General features: G+C 45.1%; 25 protein-coding genes, 1 tRNA gene and 1 other RNA gene. 5 read left to right on the forward strand and 22 right to left on the reverse strand.

What is annotated here, in order from left to right; genetic code table 11:
* Nucleotide 1: 1 nt before the first annotated feature.
* The 6 genes from ACHBHN_RS08345 to ACHBHN_RS08370 form a co-directional block, all read right to left on the reverse strand.
* Nucleotides 2-190 carry a hypothetical protein gene (locus tag ACHBHN_RS08345; protein ID WP_105111041.1) on the reverse strand — a complete coding sequence of 63 codons (189 nt, stop codon included), beginning with the start codon at nucleotides 188-190 and terminating at the stop codon, nucleotides 2-4.
* Nucleotides 191-297: 107 nt separating this feature from the next.
* A complete protein-coding gene (locus ACHBHN_RS08350; RefSeq protein WP_105160500.1) occupies nucleotides 298-1,014 on the reverse strand; it encodes a DUF554 domain-containing protein in 717 nt (238 codons plus the stop codon).
* A 3-nt stretch (nucleotides 1,015-1,017) separates the two neighbouring features.
* Complete coding sequence (locus ACHBHN_RS08355) at nucleotides 1,018-1,764, reverse strand: 16S rRNA (uracil(1498)-N(3))-methyltransferase (RefSeq protein ID WP_105160501.1); 747 nt, start codon at nucleotides 1,762-1,764, stop codon at nucleotides 1,018-1,020.
* A 1-nt stretch (nucleotide 1,765) separates the two neighbouring features.
* On the reverse strand, nucleotides 1,766-2,719 hold the full coding sequence (gene prmA / locus ACHBHN_RS08360) for a 50S ribosomal protein L11 methyltransferase (RefSeq protein WP_105160502.1): 954 nt from the start codon (nucleotides 2,717-2,719) through the stop codon (nucleotides 1,766-1,768).
* A complete protein-coding gene (locus ACHBHN_RS08365) occupies nucleotides 2,716-3,150 on the reverse strand; it encodes an HD domain-containing protein (protein WP_105160503.1) in 435 nt (144 codons plus the stop codon). Before ACHBHN_RS08365 ends, prmA begins: the two co-directional genes overlap by 4 nt.
* Before the next feature lie 3 nt (nucleotides 3,151-3,153).
* A complete protein-coding gene (locus ACHBHN_RS08370; protein WP_394733920.1) occupies nucleotides 3,154-3,624 on the reverse strand; it encodes a DUF3013 family protein in 471 nt (156 codons plus the stop codon).
* Nucleotides 3,625-3,697: 73 nt separating this feature from the next.
* Here ACHBHN_RS08370 and ACHBHN_RS08375 point away from each other — a divergent pair, with 73 nt between their 5' ends.
* From ACHBHN_RS08375 to ACHBHN_RS08385, 3 genes are all read left to right on the forward strand, one after another.
* Complete coding sequence (locus ACHBHN_RS08375; RefSeq protein ID WP_105160505.1) at nucleotides 3,698-4,981, forward strand: replication-associated recombination protein A; 1,284 nt, start codon at nucleotides 3,698-3,700, stop codon at nucleotides 4,979-4,981.
* A 71-nt stretch (nucleotides 4,982-5,052) separates the two neighbouring features.
* Nucleotides 5,053-5,246: non-coding RNA, 6S RNA (gene ssrS / locus ACHBHN_RS08380), on the forward strand.
* Between the two features lie 7 nt (nucleotides 5,247-5,253).
* Nucleotides 5,254-5,326 (forward strand) — tRNA-Lys (locus ACHBHN_RS08385).
* A 214-nt stretch (nucleotides 5,327-5,540) separates the two neighbouring features.
* Here the strand turns inward: ACHBHN_RS08385 and ACHBHN_RS08390 are convergent.
* The 16 genes from ACHBHN_RS08390 to ruvB form a co-directional block, all read right to left on the reverse strand.
* Nucleotides 5,541-6,623: a hypothetical protein gene (locus ACHBHN_RS08390; RefSeq protein ID WP_105160506.1), complete on the reverse strand. Its 1,083-nt coding sequence runs from the start codon at nucleotides 6,621-6,623 to the stop codon at nucleotides 5,541-5,543.
* A complete protein-coding gene (locus ACHBHN_RS08395) occupies nucleotides 6,614-7,837 on the reverse strand; it encodes a hypothetical protein (RefSeq protein ID WP_394733921.1) in 1,224 nt (407 codons plus the stop codon). Before ACHBHN_RS08395 ends, ACHBHN_RS08390 begins: the two co-directional genes overlap by 10 nt.
* Before the next feature lie 11 nt (nucleotides 7,838-7,848).
* Entirely contained in the window at nucleotides 7,849-8,751 is a 903-nt protein-coding gene (locus ACHBHN_RS08400; protein WP_105160508.1) for an ATP-binding cassette domain-containing protein, read from the reverse strand.
* A gap of 166 nt (nucleotides 8,752-8,917) precedes the next feature.
* Nucleotides 8,918-9,475: an anaerobic ribonucleoside-triphosphate reductase activating protein gene (nrdG, locus tag ACHBHN_RS08405; protein WP_105160509.1), complete on the reverse strand. Its 558-nt coding sequence runs from the start codon at nucleotides 9,473-9,475 to the stop codon at nucleotides 8,918-8,920.
* 1 nt (nucleotide 9,476) lies between these two features.
* Nucleotides 9,477-9,974, reverse strand: a complete 498-nt coding sequence (locus tag ACHBHN_RS08410; RefSeq protein ID WP_105160537.1) for a GNAT family N-acetyltransferase — start codon at nucleotides 9,972-9,974, stop codon at nucleotides 9,477-9,479.
* Complete coding sequence (locus ACHBHN_RS08415; RefSeq protein ID WP_105160510.1) at nucleotides 9,943-10,908, reverse strand: Gfo/Idh/MocA family protein; 966 nt, start codon at nucleotides 10,906-10,908, stop codon at nucleotides 9,943-9,945. The genes ACHBHN_RS08410 and ACHBHN_RS08415 overlap by 32 nt, the downstream gene beginning before the upstream one ends.
* Nucleotides 10,909-10,920: 12 nt before the next feature.
* Nucleotides 10,921-12,264: a bifunctional metallophosphatase/5'-nucleotidase gene (locus ACHBHN_RS08420; RefSeq protein ID WP_394733922.1), complete on the reverse strand. Its 1,344-nt coding sequence runs from the start codon at nucleotides 12,262-12,264 to the stop codon at nucleotides 10,921-10,923.
* A complete protein-coding gene (locus tag ACHBHN_RS08425) occupies nucleotides 12,257-12,406 on the reverse strand; it encodes a hypothetical protein (RefSeq protein WP_193438444.1) in 150 nt (49 codons plus the stop codon). Before ACHBHN_RS08425 ends, ACHBHN_RS08420 begins: the two co-directional genes overlap by 8 nt.
* 104 nt (nucleotides 12,407-12,510) lie before the next feature.
* A complete protein-coding gene (nrdD, locus tag ACHBHN_RS08430; RefSeq protein ID WP_105122087.1) occupies nucleotides 12,511-14,682 on the reverse strand; it encodes an anaerobic ribonucleoside-triphosphate reductase in 2,172 nt (723 codons plus the stop codon).
* Nucleotides 14,683-14,818: 136 nt separating this feature from the next.
* Nucleotides 14,819-16,369: a quinol oxidase gene (locus tag ACHBHN_RS08435; protein WP_394733923.1), complete on the reverse strand. Its 1,551-nt coding sequence runs from the start codon at nucleotides 16,367-16,369 to the stop codon at nucleotides 14,819-14,821.
* Nucleotides 16,370-16,421: 52 nt separating this feature from the next.
* On the reverse strand, nucleotides 16,422-16,646 hold the full coding sequence (locus ACHBHN_RS08440; protein ID WP_153047894.1) for a hypothetical protein: 225 nt from the start codon (nucleotides 16,644-16,646) through the stop codon (nucleotides 16,422-16,424).
* 35 nt (nucleotides 16,647-16,681) lie between these two features.
* Nucleotides 16,682-17,917 (reverse strand): bifunctional folylpolyglutamate synthase/dihydrofolate synthase, encoded by a 1,236-nt coding sequence (locus tag ACHBHN_RS08445; protein WP_394733924.1) that lies wholly within the window; start codon nucleotides 17,915-17,917, stop codon nucleotides 16,682-16,684.
* A gap of 264 nt (nucleotides 17,918-18,181) precedes the next feature.
* On the reverse strand, nucleotides 18,182-19,090 hold the full coding sequence (locus ACHBHN_RS08450) for a helix-turn-helix domain-containing protein (protein ID WP_394733925.1): 909 nt from the start codon (nucleotides 19,088-19,090) through the stop codon (nucleotides 18,182-18,184).
* Between the two features lie 119 nt (nucleotides 19,091-19,209).
* Nucleotides 19,210-19,818, reverse strand: coding sequence for an HAD-IA family hydrolase (locus ACHBHN_RS08455; RefSeq protein ID WP_105160518.1), 609 nt, complete (start codon nucleotides 19,816-19,818; stop codon nucleotides 19,210-19,212).
* Nucleotide 19,819: 1 nt separating this feature from the next.
* Complete coding sequence (locus ACHBHN_RS08460) at nucleotides 19,820-20,566, reverse strand: GNAT family N-acetyltransferase (RefSeq protein ID WP_105160519.1); 747 nt, start codon at nucleotides 20,564-20,566, stop codon at nucleotides 19,820-19,822.
* Complete coding sequence (gene ruvB / locus ACHBHN_RS08465) at nucleotides 20,566-21,564, reverse strand: Holliday junction branch migration DNA helicase RuvB (protein WP_394733926.1); 999 nt, start codon at nucleotides 21,562-21,564, stop codon at nucleotides 20,566-20,568. Before ruvB ends, ACHBHN_RS08460 begins: the two co-directional genes overlap by 1 nt.
* 223 nt (nucleotides 21,565-21,787) lie before the next feature.
* Between ruvB and ACHBHN_RS08470 the strand changes: the two genes are divergently transcribed.
* Nucleotides 21,788-22,447 carry an ABC transporter permease subunit gene (locus ACHBHN_RS08470; protein WP_172074631.1) on the forward strand — a complete coding sequence of 220 codons (660 nt, stop codon included), beginning with the start codon at nucleotides 21,788-21,790 and terminating at the stop codon, nucleotides 22,445-22,447.
* Nucleotides 22,428-23,084: an amino acid ABC transporter permease gene (locus tag ACHBHN_RS08475; protein WP_394733927.1), complete on the forward strand. Its 657-nt coding sequence runs from the start codon at nucleotides 22,428-22,430 to the stop codon at nucleotides 23,082-23,084. The genes ACHBHN_RS08470 and ACHBHN_RS08475 overlap by 20 nt, the downstream gene beginning before the upstream one ends.
* Nucleotides 23,085-23,150 lie beyond the last annotated feature (66 nt).

Below are 23,150 nucleotides of genomic sequence, written 5' to 3' on the forward strand. Positions count from 1 at the left end.
ATCAGTTTCCTCCCAACTCTTCGACTGGCTGCCAGGGCCACTGGGCCACAAAGTAGTCCAACACCAGCTCGGTCTGCTCGAACGTCTTGGGAGTAATGAAGTAGATGGTCGCTCTGCCATTTTCCACCCAAGCCTCGACTATAAAGAAACGCTCATCCGACAGGAAGCTAGGCACAGACTGGCAACACATAGTAGAGAAAAGGAAAACCACTTACGCATAGAATCACCTACTTTCAACCGTATTATAACAAAACTTGTATGAAAAAGGCAAATAATTGTATGTAAATGGTGATGAATTTATTGGAAATAAGCCCAGACAACGGCAACCAGCACCGCAGGCAACATATTGGCCACACGAATTTTCCGGTCCCAGACGATATTGACCCCGACGCAGAAAATAAGGACCGATCCGACCATAGATAGATTGCTCAGTGCCTGCTCTGTCATCAAGGGCTCAATCAAGCGGGCTAGCACTGTCAGCGAACCTTGAAAGAGAAAGACCGGTACAGCTGAAAATCCAGCTCCCTTGCCCAGACTAGAGGTCATAATCAAAATGATAATAAAGTCCAAAATACTCTTAACGGCCAACAAACGATAATCACCCGTCAAGCCATCTTGGATGGCTCCTAGTATGGCCATGGCACCGATACAAACGGTCAATGACGCTGTCAGGAAAGCATCTAAGAATTGCCCATCTTGGCTGTTTCCTGATTTTTCACGGAGCCAAACACCCAGCCTTTCAAACCAGCCTTCGATATGCAGCACTTCCCCAATCAAAATCCCTAAGGCTAAACTAAGGACCAAAAGCATGCTATTTTGACTTTTGAGTTGACCATCAACTACTGTCAACAGTCCTTCTAAACTACCTGAAATTCCTAGAAATAAGACAGCAATCCCGCTAGCCATGGTTAGACCGGACTGATGGCGTTCCTTGAGTAAATGACCAAACCAAGACCCTATCACACCTGCTAGGGCAATGGCGATGGTATTGATAATCGTACCTACAGCGAACATAGACTACCTCAACAATTCCGTAGCGTAGCTAATGGCAGAAAGGGCGTAGAGGGGAGCCGTTTCTGCTCGCAAAATACGAGGACCAAGACCTGTCTTGACCGCTCCTGCTCCTTCAAATGCGGCTACTTCTTCAGGCGATACGCCGCCTTCTGGACCGACGATGACCAGGACTGATTGTCCTGCTTCTAAGCCAGACAAGGTTTTTACTAGGTTGACTTGTTCGCCCTCTTTGGCAGCCTCTTCGTAGGCTAGGATAATCTGGTCAAAACCTGCCAGCTGAGCTAGGAAATCCGTTTTTTTCTCGAACAAGCGAACAGCTGGAATGCGGTTACGTTTGCTTTGCTCGGCTGCGCCTTGGGCGATTTTTTCTAGCTTTTCTGCTTTTTTTGCCAGTTTTTTACCGTCCCATTTGACCACAGACCAGTCAGCTGGAAAGGCCCAGAGGGCTGTCATGCCTAATTCCGTTACCTTTTGGGCGACAAATTCTAACTTATCTCCCTTGGGAAAGCCCATGGCAATGGTCACGGAAACGGGCAATTCAACATTATCTGCCAATTCTTCAATGATTTCAACAGATTGGCTCTGGCTGTCTACCACGCGCGCCAAGCGTTTGATACCATCGTCAAAGACCAGGACAATCTGATCATCTGCCTGCAAGCGCATGACAGAAAACATATGCTTGGCAGTATCCTTATCGCTAATCTGGAACACGCCCTGCGGTGCTCTGCCATTGACAAAATACTGCTGCATCCTAGCCTCCAATCACACCTGAGCGATCAGCCGTCTTCTTGAAGATACAGCAATTCCACTCACCTTGAATCATATGGGTCTCAAGGAAGAAGCCAGCCGCCTCCGCAGATGCTCGCACCATATCCCACTTGTCCGCGATGATACCGCTCATAATCAGGTAGCCCTCTTCCTTGACCAGACGGTAGGCATCCTCGGTCAGATGGATGAGAATGTCCGCCAAGATGTTGGCAACGATAACTTCTGCTTTAATATCAACGCCACGAAGCAAGTCACCTGCCGCGACATGAATATTGCTAGTATTGGCATTGAGGTCAATGTTTTCCTGAGCTACACGCACCGCCACCTCATCCAAGTCATAGGCGTAAATCTCCTTGGCACCTAGGAGGGAGCTAGCAATGGAAAGGACGCCTGAACCTGTGCCAACGTCGATGACTGTTTCACCACCACGCAGGACCTGAGAAAGAGCAAAAAGGCTCATCTTGGTCGTCGGGTGAGTACCCGTACCGAAAGCCATGCCTGGGTCCAGACGGATAATCTTCTCACCAGCAGTCGCCTCATAGTTGGTCCAAGACGGTACAATAGTCAAATCGTGGGTAATGCGGGCTGGTTCATAGTATTTCTTCCAGTTGTCCGCCCAGTCTTCCTCTGCCAATTCCTGACTTTCTAGGCTGACCTGACCCGTTTCCAAGCCAAAGCCTGTCAAATCCGCCAAACGAGTCGCCAAGTCTGCCTTAACTTCCTCAATATCCACAGTATCAGGATAGTAAGCCGTAATCACAATCATGTCAGACTGCTCCACCTCGGGATAGAGTTCACCAAAACGATCCTCCTGCCCCACATAGTCAGCCGAGTCGCTAATGGCCACCCCCTGACTGCCCGTTTCAATCATGAGATTTGAAACTGCCTCTTCTGCATCACGATACACGTGAATCGTTAATTCTTGCCATGAGTTCATGTTTGTTGTTCCTTAAATTCTAAAAATTCGATAGCTCTTTTATATTTTTCATAACGTTCTAAATCCTTTGGGGTTACTTTTTCAAGTCTACTTAGATCTGAGTTGTGTTTTAAATCAGCCAACTTTACAACTCTTGCTAAGGGATTTGAACGGACACCTTTTAAATACTCTGTATAATCTTGCCCTTTTTTCTTGGTCAAGCTGTCAATTGCCACAAGAATATATTTTTCACAGCCTATGTGATACAAATCTTTTAAATCATAGTCCGTATCCTCTACAATATCGTGCAGATAAGCAAGCTTTTTTTCATCTTCAGTTTGAACACTTGAGGCAACAGCCTCTAGGTGTTCAAAATACGACCTACCAGCCTTATCTACCTGACCAGCATGTGCCTTTTTAGCCAGTTCTCTAGCCCATTCTATACTCTTCATGTCCTAATACCTCGGATATGGGTAAAATTCCCCTTCCACCAAGTCTGCTCTGCCTTTTTCAAAAGCCTCGCTATCCCAAGCAATCGCAAATTCTTGGGCTTCTGAGTCCGCCAAAAAGTCCATGAGGTCATCTAGACCTTGGTCTGCGGTGTCCTTAAGAAAGCCTGCAAAGTAGGTCAGAAACTCTGCTGAAAAGCCCTTCTTGGCGTCAAATGGCAGAGCGACCAGGTAGTCTTCCTCGTCAAAGCGAGACTTGTCCTGGTTGTAGAAAAGGACATACTCCTCCAGGAAAATATCCTCCGCAGAAGCATTGCCTTCATCGTCCACCGTCTCAATCCCAGCCGCATTTTGTGCTTCCAAGATAAAAGCCAACTCAACAGCATGATTTTTCTTGTCCCAGTTAAGCTCGTAATCGTAGGTAAAATGTTTGTCCAATGCTGTTTCCAGCACATCTAAAAAGCCATGTTTCGCCATGTCAGTCCTCTTTCGATTTTGTGTTATAATAAGTGTACCATAATCAGCTAACAAAAGAAACGAAAGGAAGCCTATGCCAGCCAATCTCGCCCTTCGTATGCGGCCCAAATCCATTGATGAAGTAATCGGTCAGGAACACCTGGTCGGTTCTGGAAAGATTATCCGCCGCATGATTGATGCCAATATGCTGTCGTCCATGATTCTCTACGGTCCGCCGGGAATTGGCAAGACCTCGATTGCGTCCGCAATTGCTGGCACGACCAAGTATGCCTTTCGGACCTTTAATGCCACGACCGACAACCAAAAACGCCTGCAGGAAATCGCTGAAGAGGCTAAGTTTTCTGGCGGTCTAGTTCTCCTACTGGATGAAATCCACCGCCTTAACAAGACCAAGCAGGACTTCCTGCTCCCTCTTTTGGAAAATGGCAATATCATCATGATTGGGGCAACGACAGAAAATCCATTTTTCTCGATTCTGCCTGCCATTCGCAGTCGGGTGCAGATTTTTGAATTGCAACCTTTGCAGACCAGCCACATCCGACAGGCCTTGGAGTTGGCTTTGACAGACAGCGAACGCGGTTTTGACTTCCCCGTCACCATTGAAACTGAGGCTCTGGATTTTCTGGCAAATGCGACCAATGGCGACCTCCGTGCTGCCTACAATTCTCTAGAACTGGCTGTGCTTTCGACCAAGGAAAGTGACGACGGTAGCCGTCATATCGACTTGAATGCCGTGGAAAATAGCCTGCAAAAGTCCTACATCAGCATGGACAAGAGCGGCGATGCCCACTATGACATCGTCTCAGCCCTGCAAAAATCCATTCGCGGGAGCGACGTCAATGCCAGTCTCCATTACGCCGCACGCTTGATAGAGGCTGAGGACCTGCCAAGCCTAGCTCGTCGCCTGACCATCATTGCTTACGAAGATATTGGTCTGGCCAATCCCGACGCTCAGGTCTACACCGTGACGGCCCTTGAGGCAGCCCAGAAAATTGGTTTCCCAGAGGCGCGGATTTTGATTGCCAATGTCGTGGTCAATCTGGCCCTTTCTCCCAAGTCAAACTCCGCCTACACAGCTATGGATGCGGCGCTGGCAGATTTGCGGAAATACGGGCATCTACCTATCCCCAACCATCTGCGGGACGGTCATTATGCCGGCAGCAAGGAGCTGGGAAATGCCATCGGTTACCAGTATCCCCATGCCTATCCTGAAAAATGGGTGGACCAGCAATACCTGCCCGATAAGTTAGCCCATGCGGACTACTTCACTGCCAACGACACTGGAAAATACGAGCGTGCCTTGGGCATGACCCAAGAAAAAATCAACCATCTAAAACAAAACAAGAAAAAAAGTTGATAACGTTTTCATTTTTTGCCGATTTTCTCTTGATTTTTTTTAAAAATGTGGTAATATTAAATCATAAATAAGAACTGCTGTGGTATACGAATTCATACCTATGTGTTGACCGACTATTTTTGTATTACTAGGGAGACAAAGATCTTTTGGCAGTATGCAGGCTGGTACACCCAGAAGCAACTAAGTCAGAAACACGTCACCCACCTGCTTCTAGCGTGCGGGATCAATACAATTCATGGATAACCGGTACCAATACAGCATTTTTATTTTTACCTTCCTTAGCTCAGCTGGCAGAGCAGCGGACTCTTAATCCGTGGGTCGTAGGTTCGATCCCTACAGGGAGGATCATGATGGGAAACATCTCCTTGAGCCTTGGAAACAAGGCTTTTTGCGTGTTAAAATGTCTATTTGGTCATCTTTGGTCAAAAAATACCAGCTGCCCAGCAAAGAGGACAACTGGTTATTAGTGTTTGCTTTTAACTCCAACTATCTTGGAGATCGCTGGAGGTTAGAAACAGTGCAGTCAAAGTACTCCCGCTAGAATAGCCTAGACGCTATACTAGTTTGGAAAGAGGAATGACCTAACCGACAAATATTCTCTCCCTATAAGCAAAACAAGAGTCGTTATCAAAAGAATTACAAGGCTTAGCCACATATTTGTATCCGACTGTAAAATCGGCAAGGGAAACATGTGGAACAAGGGTGACCAAAAGTGTTTATTCCATATGGACAGTAGTGAAATAGCATAAATTAAAATGGTAGTCACCGTACTATCTTTCATCCACCCGATTAAATAATCTTGTAAAATATAAATCAATAAACAAGATAGAAATGGAAACAAGAGGTAGGTGATAGAAAGTTCAGCCATGGACAATAATACTTGTCCTTCGGTCCTCATTTGATAGACGGGATAGGTAAACAGATTGGTCTTAGCTATGAAAATGGAGTACAGCCCAGCATACAAAAAAATTAAGGATGTCGGAAATAGATAAAACAATACGATTGTGTAGGGGAGTTCTATAAGAACTTCTCTTTTTCTCGTGACAGGAAGAATTTCCAACAAAGTATAATGAACATATTTTCTCTGAAAATAGGAGCCAGTCAATAAAGTAAAAATCAGCAGACTGCCCCCATAACCCAAAAAGATCAAGAGTTTTTCAAAGAAGGGACCATAGAGCTTATAAATTGTATAATCTTGATGACGCTTAACAAGAAATTGCACCACCATAAATTCTTGCTCTACATATTTCTTATCTGGCAAATATTCTTGATAATATTCTGGAAATAGTTGTTCATACTCCTCCAGTAATGTCAGGCGCTCTTCAAAGATTGGGACTAATTTTTCAACCGAATCATTTGAAACATATACCATATCTTCTTGGGCATAATTTTGAAAAATACGGTTGGTTTGTTCTCTTATTTCTTCCTTTCTTTCAGCAGTCAGCTCCGTGTCGCTTTTATAAATGGTCACTAAACTATCTATTACTTTGAATTGGCGATCCACTAAGTCTCGAGGACTTGGACTTGGGAAAAAAAGACTATAGCCTACAAATGGCAAAAATAAGAATCCTATTGATAACATTGCCTTTAAAATAAAATTTTTTGAACACAAGAAATGCCAATCTATCTTTGTTATCCCCATATTCTCCCTCTTTCCTGTCGAAACCTTTCCCTTACAAGAACACTAAGATACATCATTGTAAATAGAACTAGCGTCCAAAGAGATAGAACAATCCATCCTTTTTCAACCGAAAAATCTCCTCTATAGAAAAAATAATCTTTCACACCATGTAAGACTGGACCAAAACTAATGTAATAACTAGGGAGAAGATCTTGCCCCAAAAAGTTTATCTGCAAAAAACGCAAAAGTGGTTCTAAAAATAGGACAAGTCCACTTAGACAGACCGCCAGGGGCTTGTTGGAGAAAATCTTATTGCAAGAAGCCAAACATGTAATCAGAAAAAAATTGATTAAAAGGAAAAATAGAACTGCTTTTCCATAAAACTCCATTGAAGAAATCTGCACTTCTTCTTGCCCCACGAAGGTCAAAATGCCTAGCGTCCAATCGCCAGCTCCAAACCTGCTACTGATAGCAAAAAGAATGATGGCTAGCAAGAAAATTTCAAAACCGCTGATCAGCAACCAGTAACTAATGATTTTATCCAATAAATACTTCAAGTGACTAATCGGTTTTACTTCCAAGAGGCTCTCATGTTGCTTATCATCTAAAAAAATGGGACTTGAAAACAAAAGTGTCAGCAGGAAAAATAGGGGCAGATACAAAACCTCAGGGCCGGCGTGGCCCAACCAGCGATAAAATTGCCCTCTGGCAGTAATACCAACAAGTTCATTGATTGTAACCTCCTTGGTAGAAGCTAGCATTCCTTCGAAAATGGCCACTCTTTGCCTAGCAAAATTGATGTTTAAAGTAGCTCGTTTAACATCATCAAAGGCCATATTTGTTCCATAATGAAGTGCAGGAAATTGACTTTCCGTTATATTGTAGCCTCTCACCTTCTGGAGGGAGAAATATAATTTCCAGCTATTGACTGCTTCTTGTAGATAACTAACATACTGTCCCTTTGCAAAATACTCTGCCTTTTGTACCACCATACTATCTAACTGGATTTCTCTTGCATGTTTTTCTTGCAAGGACGCATCATAGGTCGTTTTCATCCACTCTATATCTTCTTGCGCATATTCACTCTGTCTAGCTACATCTTCAGCATACTGAATCGACTGATGTTCCAAAGAGCTAAAAAGGAACAAAATCAACATTGGCAAGCAGAGAAGCATTCCGATAGCCTGCATCTTCAATAAACGATTGTTGATGATGAGCAGGAATTGTGTTTTCAAAGTCCGCACCACTAGTCTCCCTCCTCCTCGGTCCCATATAATTCCTTATATATGAGATAACTACCTTTTCGACCGACCTTTATCTCTCTCACATCATCTAGATTGCGACTTGCCCAATCCAAAAAATCAGAAAGACTTCCCCCCAGCTCATCCAGTTGAATAGTGGCTTGACATTCCTCATTATTCACACAAGTAAAGTGTGGATTTAAGGTTAAAAATTCCTGCACTGCATTTTTAGATGAAAAGGAAAGCAATACGGTTTCCAAAGCCTGCTCCTGGGGGTGGTAGACAACTGAAAAATGACCATCCTTGATAAAGTAAATACTGTCAGCAATACTGTCTAAATTATCTAACAAGTGAGAAGCAATAAGCATGGTCTTTCCCTGAGCCCGCAAGTCTTTCAATAAACTTGAAATCATTTCTACATTGTCTGGGTCCAAACCATTCATGACTTCATCTAAGAGCATGTAGCTAGCCTGAGTCACTACTACCAAAGCAAAACACAAGCGCTGACGCATTCCCAATGAATAGGTCCCAACTTTTTTATGAATATAGGTCCCCATATTTAAGACCGTCACTATTTCTTGTGGATAAGTGACATCTACTCCCCACATGGCAGCGTAAAATTCCAAGTGCTGTAAGCCTGTCAGTTCGTCGTACAAATCTGCCTGGTCAGGCATTTTTACAATTTGTTGACGCATATATTGCTTGTCCTTTTGATAGCTCTTTCCATGATAGTTTACCTCTATCCCTGATCCAGTAATATGCCCAGAAATAATTCGAACCAAGGTTGACTTCCCTGTCCCGTTAGGTGCAACCAGACCGATGATTTTCGAGGACGGGACTTCCATATGAATATCTTTGAAAATGAGCTTTTTCCCGTAAGAAAACTGGTCAATTTTCACCACTAACATAGATTGCCTCACTTTCTCAATATAATATACTTTGAATATTATTATAATCTTTTTTTGCAGGAAGGCAAGTAAAAAGAGGCAACTGCCTCCCTAGAACTATGCTTTTATTTACCTTAATTTTGCTACTCACTCCAAGTATCTGGGAAATAAATGAAATGAATACCCATCATTTCTCCAACCTCTCCCAAATAACCACCTGTCCTTGTTTGAGGGACTGCTGCACATCAATAATGCGTTGGTTGGAAGAGCCTCTAAATTGCAACATGAGGTTGCGTTTGCTTTTGTCATAGCGACCATCTACGAGAATGTCCAACTGGCTGAGCAGTTCTAGCTTGTCTGGCGTTTCCAGCATCAATTCTTCCCATGTGTAGCCTGTCCAGGACCAAATATCCTTGTCTGGCAATTCATCCCGCACCCGCTTGACGAGTGGGAGGACGGTGCCTGTATTGAGAAAGGGCTCCCCACCCAAGAGGGTCAGCCCCTGCACATAGGGCTGGGCTAGGTCTGCTAAAATGCGGTCTTCCAGCTCCTTGGTGTAGGGAATGCCGGCCTTAAAGGACCAGGTGGCGACGTTGTAACAACCGGGACAGTGAAAAAGGCAGCCGCTGACATAGAGGGAACACCGCACGCCTTCGCCGTCCACAAAATTAAAGGCCTTGTAGTCCATAATCCGGCCCTGACTCAGCTCTTCGGATTTCCATTCTTGGGGTTTGGGATTGTTCATATCAGCACTCTTCTATATAGTATCTCTCCGTGCCATGACGGACGTCTTCGAGGCTACCTCCGCAGGCTAGGATAGTTCGCTTGCTGGCTGTATTGGTCTCATCACAGGTCACAAGGACCTTAGGGATGTTTTTGGAAAATGCTTCCTGCACACCAAGGCGCAACTGCTCCTTGGCATAGCCCTTCTGCCGCTGGCTAGGGCGGATAGAATAGCCAATGTGTCCACCAATGTTGAGCAGATAATCACTGAGACGCAGGCGTAGACTGAGAAAACCGACTGCTTGCCCAGCATCATCAAAGGAGACATACTGGATAGAAGGGACAAAGCCCTCTGGCAAATTCAGTCCCATTTCCCAGTCCTGACCTTGCTGCAACCAGCTTTCAAAGTCAAAATTCGCAAAGAGATTGCCTCCGTCTGTTGCGGACTCTTCTCGCTCAAATTCAGCAATCATATCCAAAATCGTTTCTTTATCTACTAAGGTTGGTCGTCTTAAAGTCAATTTCGTTTGGGATGGTGACATGTAATTCTCCTATTCCTTTATCTGCGTATACAATTTGGTGACAGATCCAGTGGCTGAGCAGGCTCGAGCTTGGGCTGACTGGATTTTTCTTGCTTTCTAGGGCTTGGAAAAACTCTTCGACAATGCTTTCAAAGCCACGTTTGTAAAGAGTTGTGCCCCAAGAACCAAAGCCTTCTATGATTTCTTGGTTGGCGGTAAAGGTGCGCAATTCTTCTAAGTTTTTAACCTGATGGGTCGCTTGCGGTGTCTGGACTTCCATGATTTCCCGACGGCTGCCCGACTGGAGATTCATGGATACGACCACAGAAGTTTGAGCGGTTTGAAGGGTCACATTTACCTGACTGAGTTTATTATTTTCCAGATAGTAGGCATAGGAACCTGACAGAGGCTGGTCATCCAGCAAGTAAAGGGCCGTATCCAGCGGGTGGATAAATAGGTCAAAGAGCTTGAATTGCAGGTCGCCCAAGCCATTGACTTCATTTTTCTCGACGACAATTCTCCGCTTGTTGGGCTTGGTTTTCAATTCTTGAACCTTGGGAGCAAAGCGACGATTGAAACCAGCCATGAGTAGGACTCCCTTGGACTGCGCTAATTTGTAAAGCTCTGCCGACTGGTAAAAATCCTCGGCCAGTGGCTTGTCCATGTAGACAGGAATGCCACGCTCCAAAAACAGCTCTGCCATTTCCACATGGGCCTGTGTCGCCACATGAATCATGACACCGTCCAAGTCTGCATCGGCCAAATCTTGTGCTGTCGCATAGGTCTGACTGCGGGGCAAACTGGCCGCAATGCTTGACAGAACTTCTTGATTGCGGGTGAACAAATGCCAGTCAATGCCTGACAAACTCCGCAGATAGGTCAGGTAGGCCTTTTGAAAAATACCTCCTAAACCGACGAGACCGATTTTTAGCATGGACATGTCCTCTTACTTTCCAAATCTTTTTCTTAAAAATTCACTCAAAATATCCACATCCAAGCCCAAATCTCGGATAATGATCGCCTTGTGGAAATCATCATAGTTATCCTTACCAGACCAGACAAAGGAGTTGGTCACAATCTGGTAGCTAGTATCCGGCTCAATCGCTCTGCCATTGACCAAAAAATCATCGCCTTGGCGAGAAATGCCATGAAGCTGCGGATGAAGACCGGTCGAGAGGCTGGACATCAAATCTTGACCCTTGATACTGACCAAGAGCACGCGCTTGGAGAAGGGCAAAACCTTGACCACATCGCTATAGTAAATCGGACCTGCGTTGAGCGACATCCGAATACCAAAACCATTGATGACCGCTCCGTCCGGCTGATAACCGAGAGCAACCGCCTGCTCAAAAAGGGCCTGCGTAATCAGAGGTGCCAGCGTAGACTGTCCCTGACGGATGTTCTCCCGCTCACCATCCAAGGTTTGAGGCAGGTTCGCAATAGAATGGGCAAAGCGAGCATTGCGCTCCGCCTGCATCCGCTCGATAAATTCCCGAATGATCGGTTCTTCTGTTGTCAGCTGCTCAATCTCCACCAAGTCATAGGACAGCACCTCATGACTGCCGTCCTCGTAGCAACGGAGCAGAAGATTGCCCAGAAAACGCCCATACTGGCCCGCTTGGAAAATGCTGACGCTACCGACCTGACTGGGTTCTTTCAAAATCGTATGGGTGTGACCACCGAAAATGACATTGATTTCCGGAAACTCCGCCGCCAGCTGAACATCTTGATCATAGCCCAAATGACTGAGCAAGACAATGTGCGCCTGCTTATCCATCTCAGACAAGGTCCGCTTGAGCGCCTGTCTGTGGTCCTCAAAGACCACATTGTCCGTCGGAGAAGCCACTTCCTCGGTCTCCAAGGTCGTTAAGCCCAAGACATAGAGCGGTCGACCCGCCATATCAAAGACCAACTTGTCTTTCAAGGGCACCAATTCGTCTGCATCGGCTGGATTGCGGTAGGAAATATTGGTGGAGACAATTGGAAAAGCCGCAAAGTCATCCAAGCGACTGAGCAACTCGTCTCCGTGGTCAAATTCGTGATTGCCCAAGGTCATGGCCTGACAACCAATGGCATTCATGAGCTGGATTTCCTTTACCCCACGGTACATATTGAAGAAAATATTCCCCGAAAACAGATCTCCGCTGTCAAAGACAAAAGTCGGAATGTTTTTCGCCCGGTTTGCCTCCTTAATCTCAGCAATCAGCGCTGCCTTCTTGGGAAAATTCTCTATATAAGAGTGCATATCATTGCTGTGGAGAATGGTAATATCGCGATAGTTCTTAGACATTACGTTTCTTCTGCGCCTTTTGTAAAAATTGTTGACGAAGGGTGGCTAGCTTGTCTTGCTTGCTGTCTCCCACCTTTGCATTCTTCTCATGATAACGCTGCACCAAGGCCTTACCCTTATCATCTAGTTGGTATTTTCCCATTGTTTTTTCTCCTTTTTTGAACATAGCAGAGCTATTAGATTTTCCCTCTATTATAACAAACTTCCGTAGTTCCTCAAAACCACGGAAGCCCTCATGTCCATTCTTTATAAACTCGACCCGTTCATGTGTTTGACGCGGGCGGAGATTTCTTTGTGTCGACCATTGACCATGGGACGGGCTTGAGGGTTGCCCAGATAACCACAGGTCCGTTTGACAACATCTACTAGTTTTGGATCGCTATTGCCACAGCTTGGACACTTGAACCCACGCTCAGTCGGCTCGAAGTCGCCTTCAAAACCGCAGGCATAACAATGGTCAATCGGCGTATTGGTTCCCAAATAACCGACACGGTCATAGGCATAGTCCCACACCGCCTCGAGAGCCTTGGGATTTTGCTGTAGAACAGGGTATTCGCAATAATGGATAAAGCCACCGCTAGCACCAGCCTCCGGATAAACCTTTTCAAAATCCAGCTTTTCAAACGGCGTCGGATTTTTCCGCACGTCATAATGGAAGGAATTTGTATAGTATTCCTTATCCGTAATGTCCTTGACCAATCCGAATTTCTCCGTATCCAAACGGCAGAAACGGTCTGTCAAACTTTCTGATGGGGTTGAGTAAACAGAAAAATGGTAGCCGTATTCGTCAGACCAGTCGCCAGCCAACTCCTTCATCCGCTTGATAATAGAAACCGTGAAGTCCTTGGCTTCAGGATTTCCTTCCCAGGCACCGCCGTAAAACACAGTCGCCACTTCGTAGAGACCGATATAGCCTAGAGAAACAGTCGCGCGACGGTTCTTAAAGACCTGATCAACAGCGTCCGTCTTGGCCAAACGTTTCCCAAAAGCTCCGTACTGATAGAGAATAGGCGCATTTGCCGGCGTCGCTTCCTTGACCCGCTCGACACGATAGACCAAGGCATCCTTGGCAATGGCCATGCGTTCTGCAAAAATTTCCCAGAATTTTTCTTGACTACCCCCACTTTCAAGGGCAATCCGTGGTAGATTGACGGTCACCACACCCAAATTCATCCGACCGGAATTGATTTCAAGGCCATTTTCATCCTTCCAACCTTGCAAGAAAGAACGGCAACCCATAGGAACCTTGAAGGAACCCGTTAACTCAATAATCTTGTCATAAGACAGCATATCTGGATACATGCGCTTGGTTGCACACTCAATCGCCAGTTGCTTAATATCATAATTGGGCGAATCGGGCTCCAAATTTAGCCCGCGTTTGACAGTGAAAATCAATTTTGGAAAGATGGCTGTCCGTCCTTCGCGCCCCAAACCCTTGATACGGATGTTGAGAATCGCCTTCTGGATTTCCCGCTCAAACCAAGAAGTTCCTAAACCGAAACCAAGCGAAGTAAAGGGCGTTTGACCATTGGACGTAAAGAGCGTGTTAATTTCATATTCCAAAGACTGCATAGCGTCATAAATATCCTTCTGGGTCTTGGCACGTGCATATTCTTCAGCCTTGTCTGGCAGCACCCATTCCTCCGCATCCTTCAAATGCTTTTGATAATTGAGCTCAGCATAAGGCGCCAACACTTCGTCAATACGGTCCGCCGAGCAGCCACCGTACTGGCTGGAAGCCACATTGGCAATAATTTGCGAAATCTGCGCCGTCGCTGTCTGGATGGACTTAGGACTTTCCACATCGGCATTTCCAATCTTAAACCCTTGCGCTAACATGCCCTTGAAATCAATCAGGCAGCAGTTGGTCATGGGCGTGTAAGGACTATAATCCAAATCGTGGTAATGAATGTCCCCCTTCTGGTGAGCGTTGGCAACGTGGGCTGGCAGGAGCTTGAGCCCGATAGATTTGCCAACAATCCCAGCCGTCAAATCACGTTGCGTATTAAAGACATCCGCATCCTTATTGGCGTTTTCATTGACGACAGACTGATCTTTGCTGAGCAATTTGTGGATTTCAAAGTTGATGTCCGTCGCTTGATGCCGGCGAAAATCGCGTTGCGTCCGGTACTGAATATAACGCTCTGCCAAGTCATAGAGGTGGGACTTGAGCAATTCCTGTTCGACAACCGTCTGGATTTCATAAATTTGCACATCCTTGGTAAAACGACGGGCAATTTCCTGCAGGACCCCTGCCAAAACGACTGACAGACCCGCATCTGACACAGGATGGTCCAATTCTTGATTAGCCCGCTGCAAGGCAGAATAAATCTTTTCTTGTTCAAAAGCGACCGTTCGACCGTCACGCTTTAAGACCGCTAATTCTAATTCGGGTAAGATTGTTTCTTGCACTTTCATCTGGCTATCCTCCATTTTTCTCACTGCTTATAGTCTAGCACTTTGAATGACGAAAATCAATATCTAGTATGTATTTTCAAAAATTTTCATTTTTTACACAAGATATAGATAAAAGCAACTACTTTCATAGTCGCTTTCATTCTTTTTCTTGATATAGTTTGAAGTGATTGAAGCTGAGTTGGACAGGGACATAATTGTCTTCTAGGGTCGCTGAGACCTGTTCCAAGAGCGGAATCTCCGTGTTGACCAAGATATACTTGGCTCTCCCTTGATTCAAATCATAGATTAAATTGTTTCGGTTGTCTTCCGTGTTAAGATAGGGTTGAGCTGTAATCAGATTAGCAGACGAGAACCGCTGACTTTCTAGATAGGCTTGTGCACTATTATCCCAGGCATAAATCGGATCATCACTGGTCGTGTTATCCCGGATATAGCGGGCTATTTCCTGCCTCTCCACACGGACCGGTTCTTCAAACAGATAGGCGTAGGTTGGTTGGAAAAACAGGGCTAGAAGCATCAAAATAGGCAGATAATAACTAGCTTTTAGATAGCTATAATCCTCATTCTCCTCCTCATCCAGCATCTCAAACTCTTCATCAGTTTCTGGACCATGCAAAGATGCTGCAGCTAGCACAAAACCATACGGAATCAAGGCCGTCAATTGGCTCCATTCAAAATTTGGATTCCCAATCAGGAAAACCATTTGAACAAGAAAAGCCAGTAACATTATCAGCTTAATTTCTGTCTGTTGCCCCTTGCTAATAGATAATAGGGTTATCAAAATATGATTTAAAAATCCTGAAATCAGCAGGAACCCAAAAACCACAGCCAGGGTCATCAAAATGCCTTCATAGGTAAATTGTAGGCTAATATTGTAGAGAAAAGTCTGTTGAATTGCCATTCCCAGAATCTGCTCGATGAATGTGTAATAGCCTACAGCGTAGACAACGAGAAGAAAACCAAATACAGCTGCTAAAAATTGATAAACACCTCTCGCCAACCTCTTGTTTCGACTATTGTACACAAATAAAACCAGGGGCGATACCAGCCATAAAATCAGACTTTTAGGGTAAATCATGAATACAATCGCCGCATCAATCCCGTAGAGAATGAAACCTTCGTCACTGACTGCATCATTTATATAGCGAATCAAAAACCAGATACTGGTCAGCACAAAAGGTAGAGCAAAGATGCTGGCATAGAGTCCACCCAAGTCCACCACCAGCAAGAAACAATAGAACCAAAAATTGATATGGTGGGCAACCCGCTGTGAACGACTAAAATATGCACTAATCTTATTGAGATAAATCCCTGCTATCAAGAGGGCGATGAACTGAAAAATCATCAAGCCAATGGTCGTATTGAACAGGGAACCAACAGCCAAGATTAGGTAATAGAGGACACCATTGGTTCCAAAAAAATACTCATAAGGCTTATGACCAGCCTGCATTGCCATGCCTGCATAGAGTGCCTGTGACTGCAAATTGGTCGCAAAGGAACTCAAAAGAGGATTGGCAACATTCAATACACTCAGAAATAAACTCCACAGTAGGGTCGGCCAAATAGGCACATCCGGCACATTCCGTATAAATTCATGGTAGGCTTGCTTTCTCCGTTTAGAACGATGCCTGCGGCCACCCCACAAACTTTTATCTCCCAAATTTACACTTGACTCTACTTCTGTCATAACTCACTCCTTGGATTTACTTTACTCATTATATCAAAAAGCTCGAGGCATGTCATTGACTTTCGGAAGTTGTTTGGTCATTTCCGACCCTGTACCTTTCTCCGTCCAGCTCTTGTACTTGGACCATAGCCTCCAAGGGATAGCGGATGGTCCTATAGCTAATCTGGCTCCCATTCTGATTGGAAAACAGACTGGCATAGCGTTCAATCTGACGAAATGTATGGCGTTGGGCACGCTTGTACTCTATCAAAAATTCCTCATTATTTTTCTGTCTCATACCTATTTATTCGCAAAAAGCGGTCCAAAAACCGCTTAGTTCAGATATTTTTTTCGGACTTCCGAGATGAAATAGAGGGAACCTGTGACAATCAGGATGCCCTGGTCTTGTTCCTGAAATTCCTGTATAAAGCCTTCATAATCAGCTACGTAGGTCAGCCCCTGACGCTGCTCCTCTTTCAAGGCTCCGTCGTAGGCAAAGCTGGTCAAGACAAGCTGGATACCTGGCAATATTTCCTCTAATAAATCCAGCATTTCCTGAAAATCCTTGCGCTGCAGGGCTGAAAATAAGAGGGTCACAGGCTGGTCCTGCATCTCAATGAACTCAATCAAGCGTTCCATGGCAGGAACGTTATGGGCACCGTCTAGGTATATCTTGGGGTTTTCGGCTATCAATTCCAAACGTCCTGTCCAGCTAGTTTGGGCTAGAGCCTGTCTGACCAAATCCGCAGAAACAGTTTGCCCAATTTGCTCCATGTAAAGCAAGAAACTCTGCAGGGCCAGGGCCGCATTTTCTTGCTGGTGCTGACCTGGGAGACCCAAGACTAATTCTGACAGCTGAAAACTTGGACTATTGAAAGTAGCTGCTTTAGAAGTAAATTCTTGACCCAGCTGGTAGATTGGAGCTTTTTTTTCAGCAGCAATTTGGCGAATTTGCTGGCTGACGTCGGCAGAAAACGGTCCCAGAACGACAGGCATCTCTGGCTTGATAATTCCTGCTTTCTGCTCTGCTATTTCTCCCAAAGTCGCGCCTAATAAATCCTGGTGATCCAGACCTATGGAAGTGATGATGCTGAGGGCCGGGGAGACTACATTGGTCGTGTCCAGAAGGCCGCCGATGCCAACTTCGATAAGTGCCAGGTCAGGCTGCTGCTCGCGAAAATAGAGGAACATGATTAGAACCATGACCTCGAAATAGCGGAAGGGTTCATAGACCGTAGCAACCTCCTGCTCCAACTTATAGACCTGCTGGAGAAGGCGCTGAAAATCCTGGTCTGAAATCGGTGTCTCATCAATGCAAATCCTGTCGTGTACCGTGACCATGTGAGGGGAGACAAAACTGCCGACCCGCAGTCCGTGAGCCTGAAAGAGCTGGCGCATAAAGGCAATCGTTGAGCCCTTGCCATTGGTCCCCGCCACATGAATGACCGGCAAATCCAAGTGAGGCTTGCCCAACAAATCCAGGGCATAGGTAATTTTCTCTAACTTGTAATGAAATAGCTGACCCTGCTTGCTATTGAGCCAGGTGTCTAATTTGTGAAAAGTTTGCATATATTAAGTATAGCAAAAAACCAACAATTGCGTTGGTTTTTGACGGATATGATATTAGCCTTTCCACCACCAATCCCAGCCAGCTCCGAACGTTGTAAATGCCTTAATAAAATTCATAATCTTTAGTCTCCTTTATTTTGATGAGACTATTATAGAATTTTATTGGGTCAGTAAACAGGACAAAAATGTCACTTGTTTTTTATAGTTCTCTCATCCCAACCTGCTCCTCTTCTGCAGGTTGTCATAATGCTCTTCATAAGCATCTTACACTTTTCCAGTGGAATCCCCCTTCCATGATTCTTCTAGTTTAGCCACCAAATGATCATCACCTATTAATTTCGCAAACATAACGGCCTCTTCGTACAGTTTTTGTGCCTCTTCACGGTCACTGTTGGTATATAGTACGTACTTCCACTTTAATAGATTCAGAATCGGTTTCTTTTGGAAATCGTGCGTCTGGACCATTATCTGGTCTAGAGTATCAAAAATAGGCGGAATATAGTCATAGCACTCCTTAGTCCCAAGGATACCAATAGAAGCTAGCATCACATCACGCAAAATAAATAGCTCATTTGAATCTATAGCTTCCACCTGTACCGGAAAATGCTGGATAATATCTAAAAAATGTTGAAATCTTGGCGAGGTCCTGTCCTCATCCTGTAAATGCTCCAAATATAGCCGCAAAATCAATAAATCATTGACAGTAAATTTATCTTTACGATGGACCTGCTCGAAATAATCATCTAAGATAGCTTTCCCAAAATGGACAGACTTTGTTTCATATATGTCAACAAAAGACTGAAAAGCATCAATTGCTATCTGCTCTTCCTCTGGCAGGTCATCGTAATAGTCGTCATAAATTTCTTCCATCAGACGATTGCGTTTTTCTATCAAGTCCGTATTTTCATAGGTCGGTGTGCGGAGAACCTCAAACTTTAATTTCGAGTATCTATCTGGGAGCTTAACATAGTCTGGCATCAATTCATACAAGGTCATTCCCAAACGTGTGGCAATGTACTGGATTTTAGACAACGTGGGTTTTGAGCTGCCAGTCTCAATCCGAATCAATTGCCGGACTGAAAGTTCAACCTCATCACCACAAAACTGTTCGCGCGTCAAATTAATCTGCTCTCTCAGCTGGCGAATACGTTGCCCAAATTCCTTATCGTTCATATAATTCCCCTTTATTTATACTAAAATATGGTTAATTATACCAAATTTTTCAAGAAAAAAACAAACTTTCTTTTGTAAACTACGGTAGAAAGTTTATTTTTTATGTGAAATTTCTAAATTCATACTGACGGAACAATCTGCAATAAACTCTCGATTTTTATATTCCCTTCCACCCCGTCAATCTGCAAGTTTATACTGCCAATCCCTGCAGCCAGAGCGGTTTCCACGTCTAGCAGGCGGTCGCCAACATAGTAGGTGGTCGATTTATCTAAGTCATATTTTTCAATCAAATACAGCAAAGCCTCCGGGGCCGGCTTTCTGGCAAAACCCGAGTCACTGGTCAGAATTTCCGTAAAATAATGGTCGACGCCCAAATCCTCCAAAACCTGAAAAGCATTGTCACTCTTGTGGGTGTAAATAAAGTTTTGAATGCCCTCCTGCACGGTCCATTCCAGCACCTCACGCGCGCCCTCCATCAACTGGATAGCCGTGTTCTTCTCACGGAGAGAGTTGGCTCGGGCTTGATTGAGCTGCACCAAGTCCTTGCCATATTTCTGAGCATCTCGCACCAGCAAATCCTTTACAGAATAGCGAAGGATAAACTTTCTTACTTCTTCACGGTCAAAAGGAAGTTTGTATTGTTCATAGGTTTCTTGAATCCCTGCCAAAATCGCTTCATAGGAATCCAACAGCGTTCCGTCCAAATCCCAAATAAATGTCGGTTTCATCTTATCTCCATTCGTAAGCCTGATAGGGTCTGTCCAGTTGGTAGCCAAGCTTTTCAGCCAGTTTCAAGGATGTCAAGGTGTGGGCATCCCAGCTTGGATAGAGTCCGCGGTCTAAACAAGCTAAAATTAACTGAGCCGCACAGGCTTTTGCCAAACCCAGACCTCGATAATCTTCCCTAGTATCCACTTCTATCTCAATCCCAGCTGAATAGCTGGCATAGGATGAAGCCCCTGAGACCACCTGTCCCTTATGCAAGATGACATAGCCCAAACCCAAGTCCAAAAATTGTTCCACATCTATATAATTTCCCACCAAATCCCGTGACCATTCCTCTACCAGACAAGCCTCGTACAGATTACGGTCAATCAGTTTCATATCAAAGCTTTCAGGCAAGTCATCAACCATTTCCTGTAAAGCACCCCGATCAAATACCGTATTTTTCTTTGTTGCATAACGAGTAAATGAATAAACACTATCTGGGTAGGTTTCTTCTATTAAATCAGACCAAGCCTGAGTTTGTGGAACCATGACCACATCTTTTCCCTCGCAGATTTTTAGCAAGTCTCGATGTGGCTGGCCAGCTAAAAAACCAAAGAAGCTCTGCCGTCCATAGAGAGCTAGGGCTGACTGGGGCAACTGGCTGTCATCAACATAAATGTCTCCCATAGCACCTTCTAAACAGGTCCAGATAATCGTCTCAGGCCAGTCTCTAAATAAACGAGCTATTTGTCTCATCTGCTCTGCCATTATTTTTCCGTATAGGGATAACCCAAGTGCTCGTAAGCCTTGGCTGTCGCAACCCGACCGGTCCGTGTCCGCATCAGAAAGCCCTGCTGGATGAGATAAGGTTCATACATATCCTCGACCGTCTCACGTTCCTCGGCGATGTTGACTGACAGGGTATTGAGCCCGACAGGTCCACCACCGTACATCTCAATCATGGTCCGTAAAATCTTCTGGTCCACATAGTCCAGCCCCTCTCGGTCCACGTCCAGCATGGTCAGGGCCTTATCCGTGATAGCATCGTCAATCAGACCGTCGCCCATAATCTGGGCAAAATCCCGCACCCGCTTGAGCAGGCGATTGGCGATACGGGGCGTTCCTCGAGATCGACGAGCCAGCTCAATAGCCGCCTCGTGAGTAATCTCCATGTCAAAGATATCCGCCGTCCGCTCGACAATCTCCGTCAAATCAGCCAGCTCGTAATACTCCATGTGACCGGTAATCCCGAAACGAGCCCGTAGAGGATTTGACAGCATGCCCGCCCGAGTCGTCGCCCCAATCAGGGTAAAAGGCGGCAACTCCAAATGCACGGAGCGACTGGCCTCCCCAGCTCCAATCATGATGTCGATGTAGAAGTCTTCCATGGCTGAGTAAAGAATCTCCTCGACCGCCATGGGCATCCGGTGGATTTCATCGATAAAGAGAACGTCGCCTGGCTCTAGGTCGTTGAGAAGGGCCACCAAGTCACCTGCTTTTTCAATAACAGGACCACTGGTCTGCTTGATATTAACGCCCAGTTCATTGGCAATCACAAAAGCCATAGTGGTCTTACCCAAACCCGGAGGACCGAAAAGCAGGGTGTGGTCCAGAGCCTCATCACGGAGCTTGGCCGCCTCGATAAAAATTTTCAGCTGGTCCTTGACCTTGTCCTGACCGATGTATTCATTTAATATCTGCGGACGCAGGGTGCGCTCAACGTACTCCTCATCCTGCATTTGTTCCATATCTAAAATTCTTGTCATGAGATTATTATAGCACAAAAGAAAAGACCAGACTAAGTCTGGCATTTTCCGGAGATTATATGATACCTAGCTCTTGTCGCTTGCGACTTAGAGCTAGCGGACTGTAGAGGAAAAAAATAAGTTCTCTATAAATTTTAGCTATAGCTTGATAAGAAAAATATAATAGGCAAAGTCATTTTTCTATGTTACCATTTTAACAAACAAAGAAAGGGAGGTGATTTATCTGGATTGGACCTTTATTCAACAATCCATCCCCTTATACCAAGAAGCTTTCTTACTGACCGTTCGCTTGGCTTTTTGGGGCATTGTCGGTGCCTTTGGCTTGGGGTTCCTCATCAGCATCATCCGCTATTACCGGATTCCCATCCTCCATCAACTAGCTACCGCCTATATCGAGCTTTCTCGCAACACTCCTCTGGTCATCCAGCTCTTCTTCCTCTACTACGGCCTGCCTCGGTTGGGAATTGTCCTAGATGCGGAAGTTTGCGCCATAGCTGGTCTGATTTTTCTGGGAGGGTCCTATATGTCTGAATCTTTCCGCAGTGGATTTGAGGCCATTAAAAAAAGTCAAATCGAGATTGGAGCTAGTTTGGGGCTGACCTCTTGGCAGATTTTCCGCTATATTTTATTGCCCCAATCTATCGCGATTGCTCTGCCATCCTTCAGCGCCAATGTGATTTTCTTGATTAAGGAAACATCTGTATTTTCCATTATCGCTCTGGCGGATTTAATGTACGTCGCCCAAGACTTAATCGGCTTGGAATATGAAACGGATGAAGCACTGTTTCTCCTCGTCATTTCCTACTTGATTGTCTTGTTGCCTCTCTCTCTTCTCTTTTATTTCCTAGAAAGGAGGGTTCGCCATGCAGGATATGGGCATTGAGGTCTTATTGCAGGGAAATAACTTGCAACGACTGCTAGGTGGTCTCTGGGTCACCTTGTGGATTTCCTTCCTTTCCGTCGGCATCTCAATGGTAGCAGGTCTAGCCTTCGGTATCATCATGACATCGAAAAATAAATTCATTTTTTGGATTTCCAGAGCCTATTTGGAAACCATCCGTATCATTCCTCAACTGGTTTTCCTCTTCCTCTTCTATTTTGGATTAGCCAGAGGATTTAATATCAATATGTCGGGTGAATTGGCTGCCATCATTGTATTTTCTCTATGGGGAACCGCTGAAATGGGAGACTTGGTCCGCGGAGCCATCACTTCCCTACCCAAACACCAATTCGACAGCGGTCTGGCACTAGGTTTGAGCAAGGGTACACTTTATCGCTATGTGATTGTCCCTCAGGTTATCCGCCGCCTCTTACCACAGGCCATCAATCTGATTACTCGGATGATTAAGACCAGCTCTCTTGTCATCCTAATCGGTGTCGTCGAAATCAATAAAATTGGGCAACAGATTATTGACTTTTACAGAACTAGCTCTCCCAGCGTCTCCTTGTGGATTTACGGAGTTATCTTCTGTATCTATTTTCTCATCTGTTTTCCCATCTCAGCCTTTTCGGCTCTATAATTTCTGTAGTGGGTAAATCCACTGTAGAGATTATGGAGCCTTTTTGAGTGTAGAAAAAAAGTCCCA

This window comes from Streptococcus sp. A22, from assembly GCF_043674215.1.
GTDB classification, from domain to species: Bacteria; Bacillota; Bacilli; order Lactobacillales; family Streptococcaceae; genus Streptococcus; species Streptococcus suis_V.

Excerpts from the sequence above, each read along its gene's own strand:
- ACHBHN_RS08450 (WP_394733925.1), bottom strand. The coding sequence starts at position 19,090 with ATGAACGATAAGGAATTTGGGCAACGTATTCGCCAGCTGAGAGAGCAG.
- ruvB (WP_394733926.1), bottom strand. The coding sequence starts at position 21,564 with ATGACAAGAATTTTAGATATGGAACAAATGCAGGATGAGGAGTACGTT.
- ACHBHN_RS08355 (WP_105160501.1), bottom strand. The coding sequence starts at position 1,764 with ATGCAGCAGTATTTTGTCAATGGCAGAGCACCGCAGGGCGTGTTCCAG.
- ACHBHN_RS08370 (WP_394733920.1), bottom strand. The coding sequence starts at position 3,624 with ATGGCGAAACATGGCTTTTTAGATGTGCTGGAAACAGCATTGGACAAA.
- ACHBHN_RS08475 (WP_394733927.1), top strand. The coding sequence starts at position 22,428 with ATGCAGGATATGGGCATTGAGGTCTTATTGCAGGGAAATAACTTGCAA.
- ACHBHN_RS08440 (WP_153047894.1), bottom strand. The coding sequence starts at position 16,646 with ATGAGACAGAAAAATAATGAGGAATTTTTGATAGAGTACAAGCGTGCC.
- ACHBHN_RS08435 (WP_394733923.1), bottom strand. The coding sequence starts at position 16,369 with ATGACAGAAGTAGAGTCAAGTGTAAATTTGGGAGATAAAAGTTTGTGG.
- ACHBHN_RS08445 (WP_394733924.1), bottom strand. The coding sequence starts at position 17,917 with ATGCAAACTTTTCACAAATTAGACACCTGGCTCAATAGCAAGCAGGGT.
- ACHBHN_RS08365 (WP_105160503.1), bottom strand. The coding sequence starts at position 3,150 with ATGAAGAGTATAGAATGGGCTAGAGAACTGGCTAAAAAGGCACATGCT.
- ACHBHN_RS08390 (WP_105160506.1), bottom strand. The coding sequence starts at position 6,623 with ATGGGGATAACAAAGATAGATTGGCATTTCTTGTGTTCAAAAAATTTT.
- nrdD (WP_105122087.1), bottom strand. The coding sequence starts at position 14,682 with ATGAAAGTGCAAGAAACAATCTTACCCGAATTAGAATTAGCGGTCTTA.
- prmA (WP_105160502.1), bottom strand. The coding sequence starts at position 2,719 with ATGAACTCATGGCAAGAATTAACGATTCACGTGTATCGTGATGCAGAA.
- ACHBHN_RS08425 (WP_193438444.1), bottom strand. The coding sequence starts at position 12,406 with ATGGGAAAATACCAACTAGATGATAAGGGTAAGGCCTTGGTGCAGCGT.
- ACHBHN_RS08420 (WP_394733922.1), bottom strand. The coding sequence starts at position 12,264 with ATGTCTAAGAACTATCGCGATATTACCATTCTCCACAGCAATGATATG.
- ACHBHN_RS08375 (WP_105160505.1), top strand. The coding sequence starts at position 3,698 with ATGCCAGCCAATCTCGCCCTTCGTATGCGGCCCAAATCCATTGATGAA.
- ACHBHN_RS08345 (WP_105111041.1), bottom strand. The coding sequence starts at position 190 with ATGTGTTGCCAGTCTGTGCCTAGCTTCCTGTCGGATGAGCGTTTCTTT.
- ACHBHN_RS08460 (WP_105160519.1), bottom strand. The coding sequence starts at position 20,566 with ATGGCAGAGCAGATGAGACAAATAGCTCGTTTATTTAGAGACTGGCCT.
- nrdG (WP_105160509.1), bottom strand. The coding sequence starts at position 9,475 with ATGAACAATCCCAAACCCCAAGAATGGAAATCCGAAGAGCTGAGTCAG.
- ACHBHN_RS08400 (WP_105160508.1), bottom strand. The coding sequence starts at position 8,751 with ATGTTAGTGGTGAAAATTGACCAGTTTTCTTACGGGAAAAAGCTCATT.
- ACHBHN_RS08455 (WP_105160518.1), bottom strand. The coding sequence starts at position 19,818 with ATGAAACCGACATTTATTTGGGATTTGGACGGAACGCTGTTGGATTCC.
- ACHBHN_RS08350 (WP_105160500.1), bottom strand. The coding sequence starts at position 1,014 with ATGTTCGCTGTAGGTACGATTATCAATACCATCGCCATTGCCCTAGCA.
- ACHBHN_RS08415 (WP_105160510.1), bottom strand. The coding sequence starts at position 10,908 with ATGCTAAAAATCGGTCTCGTCGGTTTAGGAGGTATTTTTCAAAAGGCC.